The organism is Peribacillus alkalitolerans, from assembly GCF_010882125.1.
Classification (GTDB): Bacteria; Bacillota; Bacilli; order Bacillales; family DSM-1321; genus Bacillus_BN; species Bacillus_BN alkalitolerans.
Genome location: NZ_JAAGVZ010000004.1, coordinates 57,212 through 74,920, shown reverse-complemented (window position 1 = coordinate 74,920; position 17,709 = coordinate 57,212). Strand labels below are relative to the sequence as shown.

The window sequence follows — 17,709 nt, the reverse complement described above, 5'->3', positions numbered from 1 at the left end:
TAAGTTCAAAGCTTACATCTTCCTCTTATTTCTAAAAGGAAGAAGGAAGAGCCTTATATGAAAAATCAAGAGTTAACGTTTGTGAATCACCTTGGGGAATTAAGGAAGCGATTAATCATAACATTACTCGCTTTTATCGTTTTTTTATTTGGATCATTCATGTTTGTGCAGGAAATTTATGAGTGGCTTATCCGAGATCTTAATCGTGATTTAGCAGTATTAGGACCATCTGAAATTCTATGGGTTTATTTTATGATTTCAGGAGTGAGTGCGTTCGCACTTACCATCCCAATTGCTGCACATCAAACGTGGTTATTTGTAAAACCAGGACTAACGAAAAAAGAACGAAAAATAACATTAGCCTACATTCCTGGATTGTTTACTTTGTTTATAACAGGGCTTTCATTCGGTTATTTTGTCGTGTATCCAATTGTTCTTAACTTTTTATTATCCTTATCTAAAGGCACGTTTGAAACCATGTTTACAGCCGAAAAGTATTTTAAATTCATGATAAACTTAACACTGCCGTTTGGATTATTATTTGAAATACCACTCATTGCCATGTTCCTTACCTCAATTGGTGTCATTAATCCAATACTTCTATCTAAAGCTAGAAAGATGTCTTACTTTTTACTAACCCTTATAGCTATTTTCATAACTCCACCTGATATTATGTCGGATATATTGGTTATCGTACCACTATTCGTTTTATATGAATTTAGTGTAACATTGTCTAAAATCGTATATCGAAAAAAAATCAAAAAACAACAATCAGATAATAATATTATTCCGCTGAAAAAAACATCATAAACAATTAAAAAGACAGCCGGTATTTCAAGAATGTCAGCGGTATTTACAGCTTATAGCTGCTAGAGTATGCGGGGTATAGTTATAAGTCAGTTTTGCCGAAGGGCAAGGGAAGACTCCTTTTCAATTAAAATGTCGGTGATGTTGGTGGGTTTATAGTTAATGTGTGCAGGTGTTGAGTTCAACTCTGTCATTTTTGTAGTTAACAAAGTGGTATAGATTCTTTTAATTTTTTGGAGAGGTTTAAAAACTTCTCTTTTTTTTATTGTAGGGTGCTCTGCCCGAGCAAGGAAACTGTATTTTTTGGTCTTAAGTGTGTTTATTTCTGAATAAGCTTTCCTAAAGGGAAGGCGGACAAATTTGGATATAGAAGTATTATTTTGGATTTTGCTTTGGGTTTTCATTCAGGTGTTTCCTAGTTCTCGAGATTGGGATCTTAAGCATACTAAGTCGCCTAATCCTGTTCGTATAACGATTAACCATAATCTTTTGTTTGCCGTTATATTTGGACTATCATTTTTGTGGATAATTTTTTGGGGCGATTCTAAAGTTAAACCGATAGCGGTTGGTTACGGGCTTGGTACATTAATATATGGTGTACCGCTATTGTCTTTCCCTTCTCAAGAGACGTTTAAACAATGAACCACGGAATTTGGGTGCTAAGAAGAAATATAAAAGAAATAAGAGAAATACAAGATATATGAAAAAGAAATGATAGTTTTGGTGGGAGGAGAATGGACCTGAACTTCTTTTTATGGTTTGTGGTAATGGTCTGTATTCACTGTCTATTAAGTATACGAATTTGGATAGTTAATTGTAAAAATGAACGAAATCCCTATGAAAAATTTGATAGGCATCTTCTGTGGATGATAGGTATTTTTGGCGTGCTCGCTATCTATATCTATGTACGTACAGACGGCACTGTAGGTTTAGCATATTGCTATGGAGCAGGGGCATTAATTGATTTTATTATTTTAATAGTCTTTCGGAAATATCGAACGAGGAGACCGAAATGGAGAAGAAGAACAAAGAGAAGAAAAAATTGATTTTTATGGGCATGTTAAGTGTGTTTCGCAACAAATATTAAAGAAAGGCAACTACCTTTTGGAAGTTGCCTTTTTTCGAATCTTGTAACCAATAAACAAAGAGTCATGTATTTCGACAATCACATTCTTCGGCCTTACTTGTTTTAACTCCCCAAAAACTATTCCACAAAACTAATTAAGATTTTTCATTCAAGATTATGATAATATAAGAAAAATCAGACACAGAAAAGCAGGGGATACCATCATGCTAGCGGGGAAGATTATTAAATTCTATCGAGAACAAAAAAATTTCAAGCAAAAGGATTTAGGGGAAGGGATATGTTCCAGTACCCATATTAGCAAAATTGAAAGGGGGCTTACAGAGGTCTCCGATGAAACGATGAACTTTTTGTCTCAGCGATTAGGGATTGATATGGAAGAGGAAATTTCTAATTACAAGAGGGTAGAATTATTATTAAAAGACTGGCATGATTCCATCGTAAAGAAACAACAGAAAAAGGCGGAGGATATCAAGAAGCAACTGGATGGAATAGACCTTTTACATATTACAGATTTTTATCACTCTTACAAGCTTGTCCTCACCAGATATTACTTGTCTGTTGGTGAAAATGAATTGGCCCAAGGTCTATTAAAGGAGATTGGTGTTTGGACTGATTTGTCTAAGTATGAGGAAAATATGTTATTGCACATAAAGGGAATCTTTCATCTTGCCGTGAAATATGACTATATGGGTGCGATATCGTTTTTGGGACAAATCAACATGGAGCATTACACCAATCAGGAATATTTTTATGATCTGGCTACTGCTTATTTTTATCTCAATTCCCCAGTACTTGCATTCTTTAATGCCAATAAGGCATTGGAGTTCTTCACAAATACACGCTGTTTCTCCCGTATTATCGATGCGGAAATGATTATGCTGATTCAACGAGAGCAAACGGAGGATTTTGCATTTATTAATAATGAATATCATAGGTTAATAGATATGACATGGGATTATGGGCAGGAACATCAAAGGGCAATCCTTCATCATAACCTAGCTTATCTCAATCTACAGCACGGCTATTACAAAGAGGCAAGCGAATTTTATAAAAAATCGATGGATGCACGAGATTCCGACGATCCAAAGTACTTGGGTTCATTGGAAGGGTATATTAACTCTTTGACAAAAGAGGGGAAGACATCTAAAAAACAACTATTAAAGCTGGTAGATGAAGGGATGACTCTATGTAAGAATTTGAAAGACAAGACATTCCATCACCTCTTTACCATGCACTATCATTCCATATTAGGTGAAGAAAAGGCGTACTACAAGTATCTCGAGACAAAGGCATTCCCTCATTTTGAAAAAATGGGATATCGATTGACGGAGGAGTATTATGCGGTCAAGCTTTTTGATTATTATATGTCCAAAAATGATACGGAAAATGCCAATCACTATGCAGGAATTATCATAAGAAAAATCCCTCGAAAAAATCTATTTGTATAGCAATAATGACTAAAAAAGATGCCCCTAATAAGCGAGCATCTTTTTTAGTGAATTATTTCAACCCGTATGCTTTGATGATCTCTTGAGAGATTTTGTTCCCTTTATCATCCCAAGCGCTTGCTTTGAGTGAAACGGATTTTGCAGATTTAGGATTTTCGATGGTAGCTTCGAAATTTTCTCCATTTCGTTTAAGTTCCACTGTTTTCCATGTCGTACCCTCATCGAAGGACACTTTTAACGAAGCACCTTCCACATTTCCATATCCAATAGCATTCTTAACCTTTCCTACTGATAGCTCAAGGTTGGTAGGGCCATCTGCTTTAACGTTTCCTTTTACATCTGTGTCCACTTGGTAATCCAGAGTAAGGAATGGAAGACTTGTTTCCCAAGCTTCTTTATTTTCTTCAGTCCAGAAGGTCCACTCGGTATGTGTACGGACCGACGTATTCCAGCGATTTTCATTACGTTTTGCATCCGTAACAAAGCGGAATTGTGTACGTTCTTTTGGAAGGCCACTAAATACATTTAGCGCCTGTCCGTTTCCTTTTTTCAGTAAGGTTTCTCCTAGGTACAATTCTGATGTTTGATTCTTTACAGATACATCATATTCGGTACCACCGGTGTTTCCTTTTCCAGCATCGGCCCATGCAGGGACATTAATCTGGAGGTTCTGGTAGATGCCACTACCTTGACGTTTTGGAGCCCAATAGCCTTCACCCAAGGTTGGACGGACGACAGGGGAGAACCAGTTCTCTGTTTTATTTTGTCCTTTTGTATAAGTGGCCAATGGCTGACGGATTTGCCATGTTGCATCTAACACTTGTGCCTGATGATACCATCTTGAATCCTCTGTTACCGAGACATATTCAGTTCGAGCAGAAGGATAGGCTATTTTGTACATGAAACCTACTGCTCCACGTGTGTGCGGGCGCAAGTCATATCGGAACTCTCCGCCTGCTGTTTCAATATGTGAATTATAACGACTGTCGATAGTCGCTAAATCGTTATTCTTTGGTGCATAAGCCAAATCGGTTGGAATAGATCCCTTATGGGCATCTACAAGGTCATAAACATAAGGAGAATTGGTATTTCCCTCAACCTGTAGCATTACATTTCCAGACCGTGCAGCTTGTACGAGCTTGTCACCTTCTTTTTTGCTGATGGCTGCTACTGCAATAGGATTGTCTGTGAATTCTGGAGTACCTGCATACTTACTAAATTCTTTATCTTCATTGTTGGCGATGATCAGTAGTTTGGCTCCAGCAGCTGTAGCAGCAGTTGCTTGTTCGGAAGGAGTCACTTCATCATTTCGCTCGACAACCACAGCTTTACCTTGCACATCCAATGCTGCCAAGTCTGCGGAACTACCCTTACCTGCATAGACGGTAGGTAAGTTATACTTTCCATCTAACATTGTACTTCCAGACAATGGAATATCATCCAGTTCCGTGCCATTAAATTTCATGGTCAGATATGGTTTTGTGAGGCGCCAGCGAGTGAGTTGCTCAAAATATCCAGTTTCAACTTCTTCTGTTGGGACTGCATACATCTTATCAACCCAAACCGGCAACAAATAACCACTGTTCAGTTTCTGGTCACCAAGGGTACGATAATATTCTAATCTTTGGTAGGTCGGTTCTACATCCTTAGGTACATCAACAGTTATCTCATTTGCTTTCCTAGCATCAAGCTCTACCGTTGTTGGACCGTTCAATTTCACTTCTGGATCTCCTACAAGGGCGACACCAGCGTGGTCAGTGTCAGCATCCACATCCATAACGGACATTGCGGAATAGGTGCCTGGTGGTAGTCGAAGCTCCAACGTACCATTAACAGCATAGACCCAAGGTTGCATATTCTCACTGAATAACACGACATATGCCAGTCCTGGAGTACCGTCACGGTCTGTTGCTTTTAATGTGAGCGGATATCTTTCTTCTTCCTTAACCATTCCCATGGTAGTACGTACAGCCGTTTCTCCATTAACCTTTGCAGTTAAATAGCCTTGATAACGGGATCCGGTTTCGCCCAATTTAGAATCGAGCGTCACTTTTACGTCTTTACTTCCTCCTGCTGGAACTGTGATTGTCTTTTCAGAAAGGGCCAACATCCCTGGTTTAGCTTCTGCGCCTTGGGCATTCTTAAATGTTGCTTCCAGCTCAATTGTCATATCTTGTTCACTATCATTTGTATACGTAACGACTTTTTCACCTGGAGTTGCTTGATCATGCGGCCATTTGAAGAAACCGAATGAGATTGAACCAGTTGCTCGTAACTGTGTGTTCAAAGCAGCAGTTACGTCCACTCGTCCAGTTCCTACATGAAAAGGCTCATACCCATCAAGCTTCTTTGTCGTGTTCATCAGGGCTTGTTTGATGGCATTTCCATCCCATTCAGGATGCTTTTGTGCTATGATAGCAGCAGCACCTGCGACATGAGGAGTAGCCATGGATGTTCCATTTAAACTTTTGTAAGATCCTGTGCCAGGAGAATATTGGGAGCGCGCTGCCACAATTCCTACGCCAGGAGCTGATAAATCAGGTTTTACACTCATATCTCCATAGCGAGGTCCCTTTGAAGAGAAGTAAGCAAGCTGATCAGATTTATCTACAGCTCCGACAGTTAATGCAGAATCAGCCGCACCAGGTGAACCGATCGTACCTTCTCCTCCGCTATTTCCTGCTGCGATAACAAATAGAGTCCCATTTTCTTCGCTAAGTTTATTTACTGCTTGAGCCATAGGGTCTGTACCATCACTTGGCTCACTGCTTCCAAGACTCATATTTACAACCTTGGCATTCTCGGATGCCCATTCCATCCCATCAATGATCCATGAGTCTAGTCCAAATCCTTCATTGCTTAATACTTTCCCTACAAGTAAACGTGCATCAGGAGCGACGCCCTTGTATTTAGTATCAGCTGCGCCTGTACCAAGCACCGTAGAGGCAACGTGGGTTCCGTGTCCATTTACGTCTTTTACATCTTCACCTGGCACAAAACTAACCGCTTCATCTATTTGATTGGCGATGTCAGGGTGCCCAGCGTCAATCCCGGTATCAAGGACAGCAACTTTTACACCTTTACCTGTGTAGCCTGCTTCCCAAGCTTTATCAGCATTAATTTGCGGAACACTTTTATCTAGGGATGCCTCTACACGGCCATCTAGCCAGATCTTTTCTACACCATACTCAAAGAGGGATGCTTTTTCAGGTTCATTACTGGTGCTTTCGACAGTAACATCTTCCCAGAATGTTTCCGCCTGTTTTTTCTCTGCTGAAAGTGCAGCACCATTAATGCTTTCTAAATCGCGAACCTTTTTAGATCCTTTTGGAGCTACGGCTTTGGAGAAGGTTCTTGCCTTTGATTCTCCATATTCTACGATAACAGGTAAAGATTCTAGATTCTTGTCATCATACCCATATTCCATCAATTTTGTAATATTAAATAGATCCTGATCCAGTTTTCCAGCCGCAAGATAAGGCATTGTAGAGTTCGGGAAAACAAATGTGTCCTCCCCGATGGTCATTACCCTAACACCTTCACCATTCTTTTGAGCGGGTTCCACGGTAATAATTTGTTTTCCGTTATCCAGGGTAGAAACTTTCACTACATCACCAGTGATGAGCGTAATGACCTGACTACCTTTTATATTATTATTCATTGCAACCGTAGGTTTTTCCAATTCCGCTCCATTCGTATTTGTCTCATAGGCATTTACTTGAAAAATGGACCCTGAAAGCATAATAGAAGCTAAGGAACCAGCTAGAAGCGTTTTCTTAGTTAGCTTTTTCATTGACATTCTCCTATTCCATAAAGTTTTAATAAATTACGAAGGTGAGAGTCTTGATGAAAATAAATGAAGAAAATATGTAGTTCAAAAAGGTCTCTAAAAATAGAATACTAGATTCAGAATTGTCACCACCTCTCAAAAACGGATAGAATGCATGTTGTTCTTTTTCTAAGGATGTAAAAATTGCGGAAGGATCTCTCTGTGAGGTAAGGTTAAACTGAGAAATTTAAAAGGTTAGTTGAATTGTAAAACCCATTGAATATGATTGACAAATGGGGTTTTTTTGGGGGGCTAAAGAACTGTATAGGGGAGAGTGAAACTGCAGATTTTATCTAAAATCAGTAAGTAAATACATCAAAAATACTAAAAATACGGGTAGGGATTTGGGGTTTTAAAGAAGCCGAACCCCTCATTGGAACCTTGAGATAATATAAAACGTAGGATAAGTATTAATATTAACAGGTGGATGAAAGGGAAATGGGAGTTAGTGATTATTTGTTAAATGAGTAATAAGTCATTATGGAACGAAAAAGATCAGAAGTGATTATGTTTTTACGAACATCTTACTTTTGATGGAAGGATTTTAGAAAGGCTGTAGAGTATAGATGGTAGGGTACATTCTATAAAATACATGGTTTAGATAATTTTTCTAATGATATAAAAAATGGCAAGTCTATTGTAAGATAAGCATTAATATTTTAATAAAGTAATTATTTCAAATTTGCTAGATATTAATATTAAAATTCTAAAAGATAAAAACCTCTTTAAGGAACAAGAATTATGGAAGGTAATTGGAATAACAAAAATGTAAAGGGTGTGCAAATATGCAAAATTTAAGATCTTCACTTATTCTGAACGAATCGCCTGATGGGAATTTGACCTTTACGTATGAAATCAAAAATGTAGGAAGTGAAATGGCTATTTTACATTTTAATACGAGCCAAATATATGAATATGAAATTTTTAACAAAGATCATGGAAGGGTATACCGGTATTCAGATGGAAAGTACTTTTTACAAGTATTAAAAGAAATCAGGATATTGCCAAGTGAATCTTTGTCATATGATATCAAGATCCCACCATTAGAAAAGGGTGAATTTACCTTTACAATCTGGTTAGTTGCACAAGATGGATATCAGTTGAAGCAAAGTCAAAGATTTAACGTTCGATAAAAGAAGATCTAAAACTTGGATACCGATTTTTTAGTATAGTAGAAACGTTTTTAAGATTGACTTATCTTTTAACAATACAGAGGGAAAGCGGTTAGGGGCGCTAAAAATACACAAAGTCACTCTGAATGGAACAGATTGGCTTTATACTGGAAACGGTTTTTTTATTAGCAGTCTCGTCAATAATGGCAATTTTTAAAAAATGGCCTTTCTATCAGGAGTGTCTGTATATATAAATTCACATACAGACGAAATAATTTCTTAATTTAATCCTCACCCAGGTGGTGAATGTTCAAAAATAGGTAGGTAGGCATTGTAGGATTTAAAAATGTTTATGTATTATTTTCAGAAAATTAAGTTAATTTAAATCACCTGCCTTTTCTACATGCATATTATGTAGAAAAGGGGTGATTATTAATGGACTTTGCACTTTCTGACTGGATGCTCTATACCATGTGGGGCGTATTAGGACTTATGTTTCTTGATTTTCTTATAGCATTTTTCCGATCGTTTTGGAAAGGCTCTTTCAATACAGCGTTTGTACTCGAATATTTGAAAGATGTTTTATACTTCGTAATACCATTGAACATTATTGTTTCCATGATACCAATGGATCCTACTGGATGGATTCTTGTGATATTTTATTTTGCTGGAGGAATCGCAGTAATTATCAAGTATATCGTTGATATTAAAGGTAAATTGATTAATAAATAAGTAGTTTGAGGGTCCTTCATTATTGGGGACCTTTTTTATCTTATAAAATAGGTTTCAATGTAAGCATCAATAATATATTACAAATTTATTAAATAAGGATGTCCTTTTTGAGAGATGCCCACTTTTCTAGGTAACATTAAGATGAATTCCTCATAAAATATTCAAAATATTCAGAAAGGATAGTGTTGTCATGAGGAAATTTCAGTGGATTAAGTGGCGGAAATTAATACTTTGGATAGCAGCACTAGTCTTCATTGGAACGTTGGTATGGAGAGGAGGACCAACATACTGGAAGGCTACATTCACAATTGTTGGATTTTTGTTTCAACTGCTTTTCGCTATGATGTTTATGATTATTCAGTTTGTAGCACTCTTTTGGTTCTTGGCACGGGGACGCACGTATTGGATTCTACCAGGCGAAACTGGGTCTACTTGGGACGATTATAGGGGTAACCCAGAAATCGTCGAAAATGCCAAGCGGATCGTAACCCTGCTTAGAGGTGTCAAGGAGTTCAAAGAGATGGGGGGAGAGGCAATCCGTGGACTACTTCTTTGTGGACCACCTGGTACAGGGAAGTCTTATCTTGCTCAAGTAATCGCGAACGAAGCCCAGGTGCCCTTCGCTTATGCCTCAGCACCTAGCTTTCAAAATATGTTCTTTGGTGTCGGAAACCTAAAGGTGATGGGCATCTATAAAAAAGCACGTAAACTAGCAAAAGATTACGGAGCATGCATCATATTTATCGATGAAATTGACGCCATCGGCATGAGTCGACAGGCTGGCGGTGGTGGAGGAGGTCTGTTTGGTATGGGGGGAGGTTCTGGACTTCTAAACGAACTTCTATTACAGATGGACCCGCCAAACATCGATAATTCTAAAATTGCTAAATTCCTTCGCTCATTAGGCCTTCGACGTAAAAAGGCAGAGCGTCCTGCAGTTTTAACTATAGCAGCTACAAACCTGCCAGACGTTCTTGACCCTGCACTCCTTCGTCCAGGGCGATTTGACCGAAAACTTTGGGTAGATTCCCCTGACTATGATGGACGCTTGGATGTCTTCCTCTACTACCTCCGAAAGGTAAAAAGTGACTCTTCTTTAACTCCAGAACGCGCTGCACTTGACACCATCGGTTATAGTCCTGCACAAATTAAGCATATCGTTAATGAGTCGGTAGTAATCGCCCATCAGCGGGGTGCAGACGTTACTACTTATGAAGACTTCCGTGACGCTATGGAGACCTATGAGTGGGGACTAAAACAGCCTCTTCGTTCAATGAGCGAAGACGAAAAAAGGAACGTTGCTTATCATGAAGCGGGCCATGCGGTAGCACAATACTTGCTAAAACCACATGATCGTGTCTGGAAGGTGACTATTATTCGACGGGGCGGTGCACTTGGTCTCGCTGCAACTAAACCAACGAAAGAACGGTATAACCGTAGTGACAGTGAAATCCTAGCAGCCATACAAGTTAGTCTGGCTGCAAGAGCAGTGGAAGAAGAGTTCCTGGGTAAGAAATTAAACGGTGTTACCTCTGACTTGAGGAATGCCACATTATTAGCCGGTGCATACCTTGGAATGGTAGGGATGGGTGATGAGCTATTCAGTTGGCTTTCTTTGGGCTCACAGGCTGAAGCGCTCAAGTCACTTCGACCAAAAATAAATGAATTACTAAAGGACCAGATGCTCCAAGTGAAGGCGCTAGTTACAAAACATGCCGATTTTGTCCACGCAATTGCGGGGGAGTTACTAAACAGGGGAGATTTAACTGGAGAGGAAATCGAAGAAATCTATCTGCAATTATATGGTCATAGTCGGCCAGAGCCGCCTGTTGTAAAAGCTAGGGTATTTATAGAAACAAATAGCCAGGAGGATATTTCAGGTAAGAAAAATTAATAATAAAACGAGTCAATTGACTATTTCTAATAGGTAAATACCTAGTTTTATTAATCAAGATGGATCCCAAAGAATTTAGATGTAGAATCGAGATACGTGCCGTTGGTATTTATCTCTTTTTTGCATTTAAAATGTACTTTTTTAGTTCCATTTATAATAGCATATTACTAAGCTCAAAATATGGGGTGTGAACCATTCACTGAAGAATGAACACAGCTTTCAAGTATGACTTAAGAGTTTCCAAAAATGGTTGCGCTTACATATTGTTTTTCTAAGATTTAGTGTTATGATTTAGGTAATAGTTAAATATGTTCACATGTTACTGATACGATCAGGCATGGTGGTAATAATAAAAGGTTTTTTCCTTTTTATTGTTTCCCCATGCCTTTTTTGTTGTCTTACTAGCATTTTTTAAGGAGGTGCATGGCTAAAAGGAAAATTTCTGATAATAAAGCCAAGTACTTATGCTGATAAGGAATTATTCTCAATTAGTATGCAATTTTATTTCATTCATTTATTTACAAACAAGAAAAACTGGATAAGACAGTAACTTTTTACAGGAGGAATAAAAGATGATGAAATATCTACAAAGAATTGGCCGTTCATTGATGCTGCCAGTAGCAGTATTACCTGCTGCAGCCATTTTGATGGGGATTGGTTATTGGATTGATCCAACTGGTTGGGGTGCAGGAAGCCCAATAGCAGCTTTCCTAATCAAGGCTGGGGGTTCCATTATTGACAATATGGCAATCCTGTTTGCTGTAGGGGTAGCATTAGGTATGGCTAAAGAAAAGGACGGCTCATCTGCATTGAGTGGATTGGTCGCATATTTAGTAGTAACAACATTACTTTCAACTGGCTCAGTGGCAATGCTTCAAGGGATTGACGTAGCTGAAGTGAATCCAGCATCTGCAAAAATCGGAAATCAATTTATCGGAATTCTTTCAGGGCTTGTAGCAGCATCCATGTACAATCGATTCAGTCATGTACAATTGCCAGATGCATTAGCTTTCTTTAGTGGGAAAAGACTTGTACCAATTATGACATCTGTTGCAATGCTAGTAGTTTCTTTAGTGTTATTCTTTGTATGGCCAGTAATCTTTACAGGATTAGTATCATTCGGTGAAGGAATTAGTAAACTAGGTGCTGCCGGAGCAGGACTATATGGGTTCTTCAACAGATTATTAATTCCAACAGGTCTACACCATGCATTAAATTCTGTGTTCTGGTTTGATGTTGCTGGAATAAACGATATCGGAAACTTCTGGTCTAGTAAAGGAGAAAAGGGAATCACAGGAATGTACCAAGCTGGATTCTTCCCAGTCATGATGTTTGGATTACCAGCAGCAGCATTAGCAATGTACCATACAGCAAAAACGAAAAAGAAAAAACAAGTGGCAGCCTTAATGATGGCAGCAGGTGTGGCTTCATTCTTTACTGGGGTTACTGAACCATTAGAGTTTTCATTTATGTTTGTTGCTCCATTACTTTATGTGGTCCATGCAGCATTAACAGGTATCTCTTTGGCTATTGCTGCAACATTTCAATGGACAGCAGGATTTGGCTTTAGTGCAGGACTTGTAGACTTTGTATTAAGTTTGCGGATCCCGATAGCGAACCAACCGTACATGTTAATCGTTCAAGGTTTAATTTTTGCAGTCATTTACTATTTCTTATTCCGCTTCATCATTACAAAATTTAACTTAATGACACCTGGTAGAGAAGACGATGATGAAGTTGAGGTTGAAGCAAAGGGAGCTTCTGGGAAAAATTTTGCTGTGTTGGCAGGTAAAATATATGATGGACTAGGCGGAGACGCTAATGTGACATCCATTGATAATTGTACGACTCGACTAAGAATTGAAGTCAAAGATATGAATAAGGTTGATCAAAACAAAATTAAATCAACAGGTGTGCCGGGTATAAATATTGTAGGCCCTCAAAGTATTCAAGTGATTGTTGGAACAAATGTTCAATTTGTAGCAGACGAAATGGTCAAATTACACAAATAATAATGAATTGAAAAACGCTTGGATAATTGTTATCCAAGCGTTTTTATTTTATTTATACTACATTGCTTACTTTTTTCTTATTCTTTCGATATGTAGTGTAAGGTATCCAAGTTCCTCTTCAGGAAGTTGAATTCCATACTTATCTAAAAGGTTAGTAGCAACTGATTTTGAACATTTAAAGGAAATGGGGAACTTCTTTTTTATCATCTTTAACATTTCATCGTCCATAGTATGTAGCTCGGAATTTTTGATTCTGGAAACTGTGAATCGTAGATGTGATATTAATCGATGGTAAGAAAGATCATCTTCTTCTATTGAAATATCGAGATAATCCCTAATCATTTGAATCATGTCACTAATGATTGCTGTTTGTCTTAGTGTTTGCTTCATATTGTTACTTTGAGGTTTTGAAGTATGGATATGCAGAGCAATATAAGCAGCTTCGTCAATTGGCATTTTTACTTGTAATTTATGTTCAATATGTTTTAATGCCCACATACCAATCTCAAATTCTTTTTTATATAGAACCTTTATCTCATTAAAAAGTTTATTTTCCAGTTGAATACCTTCCCGTACTCTTTCAATGGCAAAAGATAAGTGATCAGTTAGCGTTATATGTACATGGTCGTTTAATTTTAGGTCAAGATACTCTTCAGCATAGCTGATAATTTCCTCAGATAAGGAGAAATGCTCTTCAGGTATTTTCAGAAGAAGCTGCTGGAATTTCTCATTTTCTTTTAAAACAAATATCTTTTCTATATTATTTGTATTAATAATGTCATTTTTCTTTTTTTGAAAAGCAATTCCTGAACCGATTGCTATCTTCTCTTCATTGTTATCTAATATCACTACAGCATTATTATTTAAGATTTTTTTAATCTTCACTTAAAGCCCAGCTCCTTGCTTCTCCTTCATGATAGATAAAAATTGAGGATAATTAAAATATTATTATGGCGAATTTATATACTCTTGAAAACATTTATTTTATTTTTAGAAAATTTTGACACTTATTTTTTTCTCCTGCTTTTAACAATAATCTAAATAATAAGCTCTTATGTTTTGTATAAACTAACTAAATATGTAAAAAAAGGCACTCATTTGAGTGCCTTTCAATTAATACTAGGACCAACTATAGTTATTAATATATTTTTCTTTGTGGGATAATATTTCGTCTCTTAGCATTTGTAACTGAATAATTCGCTCATTAATTTCCTCGATTTTCTGATCAGCAAAATCAATGATTCTTTTTTTCTCAACTTCTCCTTCAGGGTTGGATTCGTAAAGCTTAATCATTTCTTTAATTTCTTGTAGGCTAAAGCCAAGCTTTTTTCCACGAAGAATCAGCTTTAATCTTCTTCGTTCTTTATGGGTATAGATGCGTTGCTGAGTTAGGCTTTGGCGATTCTCTGAAACTAGCATTCCAATTTCTTCGTAATACCGGATTGTTCTTGAGCTGATATCAAACATAGAAGCTAATTCACTGATTGAAAATAGACGTTCTTCTAACATATGTTTTTCCTCCAAGTTGACGTTAACGTATACTTAGCTTTATAATAATTCTGAATATTTAGATTTGTCAATAGAAATGAAGGAGGATTACTATGAACCTAGCTTCCCAAGAGACTGAAACAAGAGGGGAAAATTCATACACATTCGATGAATTTATCACAAAAAGAGAGCAGATGGACTGGTATCGAGATGATTCTTTTTTACAAAATGCAACGAAATATTTTCTTGGTTCTGAATTTGAGCAAGTCCATGAAAATGTATTATCTTTTTCTCCAACCGTTTCTTTTAAATGGAACAAACTAGCAGAACGGATCGCTAGGCCAGAAGTCCGTCCATACATGCTTCACTATGATGCTTATAATCACCGAATTGATCGTATTGTGCGACCTATGGAAGTGCACCAATTAGAGCAAGAAGTATTTGGAGAAGGTTTATTTTCTAGTAAAATGGCACCTTGGGAAAGCTTTGTCAAACGAATGTTGACTCATCAATTAGGTGAAGCAGGGGTTGCTTGTCCTTTAACTTGCACACACGGTCTGATTGGAATTATAGATCAATTTCCTAACGAAGAAATTCCAGAACTACAAGAGATCCTTGAACACACAAAGGAAGGGTTAAACGGAGTGTTTGCCATTGGAGCACAATTTATGTCGGAAATCCAAGGCGGTTCCGATCTCCCTGCTAATTTACTAGAAGCAGTTCCAGACGGAAAAAATTATCGCTTATATGGAAACAAATTCTTCTGCTCTGTTGCCCATGCAGATTATTCAGTTGTAACTGCAAAAATTACAGGCTCAAACAAAGTCTCAACCTTTATTGTGCCTTCATGGTTACCAGGGAATAAAGAGAAGGAAAAAAGAAATGGATATGAAATAAACAGAATTAAATGGAAGCTTGGAACTGCAGAATTACCTACTGGTGAAATTAATTACAAGGGTGCACTTGCATACCCAGTTGGTCCAAAGGATAAAGGGATTGCAGTAGCGGCAGGAATTGTTCTTACCTTATCAAGACTGGAAATTGGGATTGCTTGTGCAGGATTCATGCTCCGTGCATCCAGAGAAGCAAATCTGTATAGTGATTTTCGGACGGTGTTTGGTAAAAAGGTTAAGGATTTCCCACTTGCAGCAAGCAAGTTGAATTTCATTGAAAATGCTGCACAACGTACAACTGCAGGCGCTTTTAAAATCTATGATGCATTCTTAAAACTAGAAAGACCGTTGAATCCAGGTTTAGACTCGGATTACCCGATTGAAATAAGAAAACAGCTATTTCACCTTCGTGAATTGGTTTTATTACAAAAGATATGTACGACTAATGAGGGAGTAAGAGTATTAAATGAGGCAATGTCGATCTTTGCCGGACATGGAGTAATGGAGGAATTTTCTTCTCTTCCTCGAATATTCCGGGATGTTGTTGTAAACGAGCAATGGGAGGGACCTCGTAATCTTTTACTAACACAAATCTATAGGGATATTCAAAGAGTTTCTGATTGGTACTCACCATCAGAATTCGTTGCGGGTGTACTTAAGGGAGCGGCAACAGAAACGATAAAGGATTTCTCATTACAGCTTGAAGATTTATTACAGAGACCAGTCCTTGGGGAAGTTAATGAATCCTCTATGGAAGCAGCTACAAATTGGGATTCGTTTTGTGGTTCATTCTTTAAAGCTTATCAAGATGTTGCTTTAAAGGAGATAGAATCTAAATCTAAAGCTAACTTACTCTGAAAAATCCTTTCTTTGGCACCGTAATTGATGCCTTAAGGAAGTAGGAATTTGGATAAGAGAACCAAAACCTCATGCATCTATAAAAAGGCTATGTGAGAGCTCATTTTTGAAATGGCACTTTGTTGATTGGAGGGCCTCTCATTGCAATCAACAGGCTTACATAGCCGATCAAATCAAGCAGAAGAAAGGATAGATCTTTTCTTCTGCTTTTTTGCTTTTTTTAATAGAAGGAAGTATTGTGACAATGTATCATTGAATAGGACTAAAGCTTAGGAGAGAGAAAATGAACGAAGAGTATTATGATACATTACTCAATATAAAAACAGCAGGAAACCAAAAGGGGTTTAATAATTCATTACATTATCATCGTTATGAACCAACCCCATACCATGCACTAGACCTATTATTTCAACAATATGAACTCAAAAGTAGCGATCATGTGGTGGATTTTGGTTGTGGTAAAGGTAGACTTGTCTTCTATATCAATCATCGATTTAATGCTTCAGCTGTAGGAATTGATATGAATGAGACATTATATCAACAAGCGATGGAAAACCGTATCAATTATTTAAAGAAAACTAAAAAGGATTTAAACCAAGTACATTTTCTTATGTGCTTTGCAGAAGAATACGAAATTGATCCATCAGACAACAGATTCTATTTTTTTAATCCCTTTTCCATCCAAGTGTTTATAAATATTATCAATAAAATATTAGTTTCAGTGGAGAATGTAAAGAGGGAAGTTGAACTGGTCTTATACTATCCATCAGAGGATTATATTTTCTTCTTAGAAAACCAGACTCTTTTTGAGTTGAAAATGGAGATCAAGCTTTCAGGTAAATTTGCAAACAATCCTAATGAAAGATTCCTAATATATCAATTGAGCTATTAAGATCTATTGAAGCCTATTTATGTACAAACATTAGTTTATATGTATTACGAAAGCCATAATAACGAATCCTATACATAGACAGTAAAAAGGGGACGGTTAATTAATGGTTGCAGTGGCATATTCAATTCTTTGGATATTAGCAGTATGGAAGTGGGGCGACTGGGAAAACTGGAAGAAATATTATCCCACTATGCTTTTTGCGATCGTTGGTAATTTGTTATATGAAGTCATTTGCTTCAATTATCCAATGTGGGCTATGGAACCAAATGGGCTTCCCAATCAAACAATCCCAATCCTATTACTTGTGCTCGTTGGTATGCCACTTTCTGTATTTGTTTTTTTATCCCATTTTCCTGATAACGAATCCAAAATAAGGCAGGCATTGTATATTCTTTTGTTTGTCTGTATTTTTGTAGTGCTTGAATATGTGTCTGTGCAATTAGGATCCATTACCTATCATAATGGTTGGAATCTAGCTTGGTCATCTTTGTTCAATGTGATTATGTTCAGTATAATACGGATTCATTATAAGAAACCCATACTAGCTTTAATACTTTCTGCAATATTTATTGGCATATTATCAACTATTTTTGATGTAAGCCTTGATAAGATGAAATGAATAAAAGAGAATCAATAAAAAATGAGCATCCATGCAGG

At 37.3% G+C, this 17,709-nt stretch carries 12 protein-coding genes; 9 read left to right on the top strand and 3 right to left on the bottom strand.

Features of this window, described 5'->3' with window-relative positions; translation table 11 throughout:
• Nucleotides 1–57 precede the first annotated feature (57 nt).
• Nucleotides 58–810: a twin-arginine translocase subunit TatC gene (tatC, locus tag G3O09_RS06485; RefSeq protein WP_163100684.1), complete on the top strand. Its 753-nt coding sequence runs from the start codon at nt 58–60 to the stop codon at nt 808–810.
• 1,287 nt (nt 811–2,097) lie between these two features.
• The gene (locus tag G3O09_RS06480; protein WP_163100683.1) at nt 2,098–3,342 is read left to right on the top strand and encodes a helix-turn-helix domain-containing protein; all 1,245 of its coding nucleotides are present in this window, start codon (nt 2,098–2,100) and stop codon (nt 3,340–3,342) included.
• 52 nt (nt 3,343–3,394) lie between these two features.
• Here the strand turns inward: G3O09_RS06480 and G3O09_RS06475 are convergent, their stop codons facing one another.
• Nucleotides 3,395–7,135: a S8 family serine peptidase gene (locus G3O09_RS06475; protein WP_163100682.1), complete on the bottom strand. Its 3,741-nt coding sequence runs from the start codon at nt 7,133–7,135 to the stop codon at nt 3,395–3,397.
• A gap of 821 nt (nt 7,136–7,956) precedes the next feature.
• On the opposite strand from G3O09_RS06475, the gene G3O09_RS06470 reads away from it, so the two are divergent.
• The 4 genes from G3O09_RS06470 to nagE all read left to right on the top strand — a co-directional run bounded on the left by G3O09_RS06470 (nt 7,957) and on the right by nagE (nt 12,921).
• On the top strand, nt 7,957–8,304 hold the full coding sequence (locus G3O09_RS06470) for a BsuPI-related putative proteinase inhibitor (RefSeq protein ID WP_163100681.1): 348 nt from the start codon (nt 7,957–7,959) through the stop codon (nt 8,302–8,304).
• 414 nt (nt 8,305–8,718) lie between these two features.
• A complete protein-coding gene (locus G3O09_RS06465) occupies nt 8,719–9,015 on the top strand; it encodes a hypothetical protein (RefSeq protein ID WP_163100680.1) in 297 nt (98 codons plus the stop codon).
• Between the two features lie 190 nt (nt 9,016–9,205).
• Complete coding sequence (locus G3O09_RS06460) at nt 9,206–10,909, top strand: AAA family ATPase (protein WP_163100679.1); 1,704 nt, start codon at nt 9,206–9,208, stop codon at nt 10,907–10,909.
• A 572-nt stretch (nt 10,910–11,481) separates the two neighbouring features.
• Nucleotides 11,482–12,921 (top strand): N-acetylglucosamine-specific PTS transporter subunit IIBC, encoded by a 1,440-nt coding sequence (gene nagE / locus G3O09_RS06455; RefSeq protein ID WP_163100678.1) that lies wholly within the window; start codon nt 11,482–11,484, stop codon nt 12,919–12,921.
• Between the two features lie 66 nt (nt 12,922–12,987).
• Here nagE and G3O09_RS06450 read toward each other — a convergent pair whose 3' ends face one another.
• Nucleotides 12,988–13,806 carry a PRD domain-containing protein gene (locus G3O09_RS06450; protein ID WP_163100677.1) on the bottom strand — a complete coding sequence of 273 codons (819 nt, stop codon included), beginning with the start codon at nt 13,804–13,806 and terminating at the stop codon, nt 12,988–12,990.
• 234 nt (nt 13,807–14,040) lie between these two features.
• Nucleotides 14,041–14,430 carry a MerR family DNA-binding protein gene (locus G3O09_RS06445; protein WP_163100676.1) on the bottom strand — a complete coding sequence of 130 codons (390 nt, stop codon included), beginning with the start codon at nt 14,428–14,430 and terminating at the stop codon, nt 14,041–14,043.
• A 92-nt stretch (nt 14,431–14,522) separates the two neighbouring features.
• Between G3O09_RS06445 and G3O09_RS06440 the strand changes: the two genes are divergently transcribed.
• From G3O09_RS06440 to G3O09_RS06430, 3 genes are all read left to right on the top strand, one after another.
• Entirely contained in the window at nt 14,523–16,160 is a 1,638-nt protein-coding gene (locus G3O09_RS06440; protein ID WP_163100675.1) for an acyl-CoA dehydrogenase family protein, read from the top strand.
• Nucleotides 16,161–16,443: 283 nt separating this feature from the next.
• On the top strand, nt 16,444–17,052 hold the full coding sequence (locus G3O09_RS06435) for a methyltransferase domain-containing protein (protein WP_163100674.1): 609 nt from the start codon (nt 16,444–16,446) through the stop codon (nt 17,050–17,052).
• A 103-nt stretch (nt 17,053–17,155) separates the two neighbouring features.
• Nucleotides 17,156–17,671, top strand: coding sequence for a CBO0543 family protein (locus tag G3O09_RS06430; protein ID WP_163100673.1), 516 nt, complete (start codon nt 17,156–17,158; stop codon nt 17,669–17,671).
• Nucleotides 17,672–17,709: the final 38 nt, after the last annotated feature.

What these genes read in the sequence shown, in the direction of transcription:
- G3O09_RS06440 (WP_163100675.1), top strand. Translation starts at nt 14,523, where the DNA reads ATGAACCTAGCTTCCCAAGAGACTGAAACAAGAGGGGAAAATTCATAC.
- G3O09_RS06445 (WP_163100676.1), bottom strand. Translation starts at nt 14,430, where the DNA reads ATGTTAGAAGAACGTCTATTTTCAATCAGTGAATTAGCTTCTATGTTT.
- G3O09_RS06480 (WP_163100683.1), top strand. Translation starts at nt 2,098, where the DNA reads ATGCTAGCGGGGAAGATTATTAAATTCTATCGAGAACAAAAAAATTTC.
- tatC (WP_163100684.1), top strand. Translation starts at nt 58, where the DNA reads ATGAAAAATCAAGAGTTAACGTTTGTGAATCACCTTGGGGAATTAAGG.
- G3O09_RS06430 (WP_163100673.1), top strand. Translation starts at nt 17,156, where the DNA reads ATGGTTGCAGTGGCATATTCAATTCTTTGGATATTAGCAGTATGGAAG.
- G3O09_RS06465 (WP_163100680.1), top strand. Translation starts at nt 8,719, where the DNA reads ATGGACTTTGCACTTTCTGACTGGATGCTCTATACCATGTGGGGCGTA.
- G3O09_RS06435 (WP_163100674.1), top strand. Translation starts at nt 16,444, where the DNA reads ATGAACGAAGAGTATTATGATACATTACTCAATATAAAAACAGCAGGA.
- G3O09_RS06460 (WP_163100679.1), top strand. Translation starts at nt 9,206, where the DNA reads ATGAGGAAATTTCAGTGGATTAAGTGGCGGAAATTAATACTTTGGATA.
- G3O09_RS06475 (WP_163100682.1), bottom strand. Translation starts at nt 7,135, where the DNA reads ATGAAAAAGCTAACTAAGAAAACGCTTCTAGCTGGTTCCTTAGCTTCT.
- nagE (WP_163100678.1), top strand. Translation starts at nt 11,482, where the DNA reads ATGATGAAATATCTACAAAGAATTGGCCGTTCATTGATGCTGCCAGTA.
- G3O09_RS06470 (WP_163100681.1), top strand. Translation starts at nt 7,957, where the DNA reads ATGCAAAATTTAAGATCTTCACTTATTCTGAACGAATCGCCTGATGGG.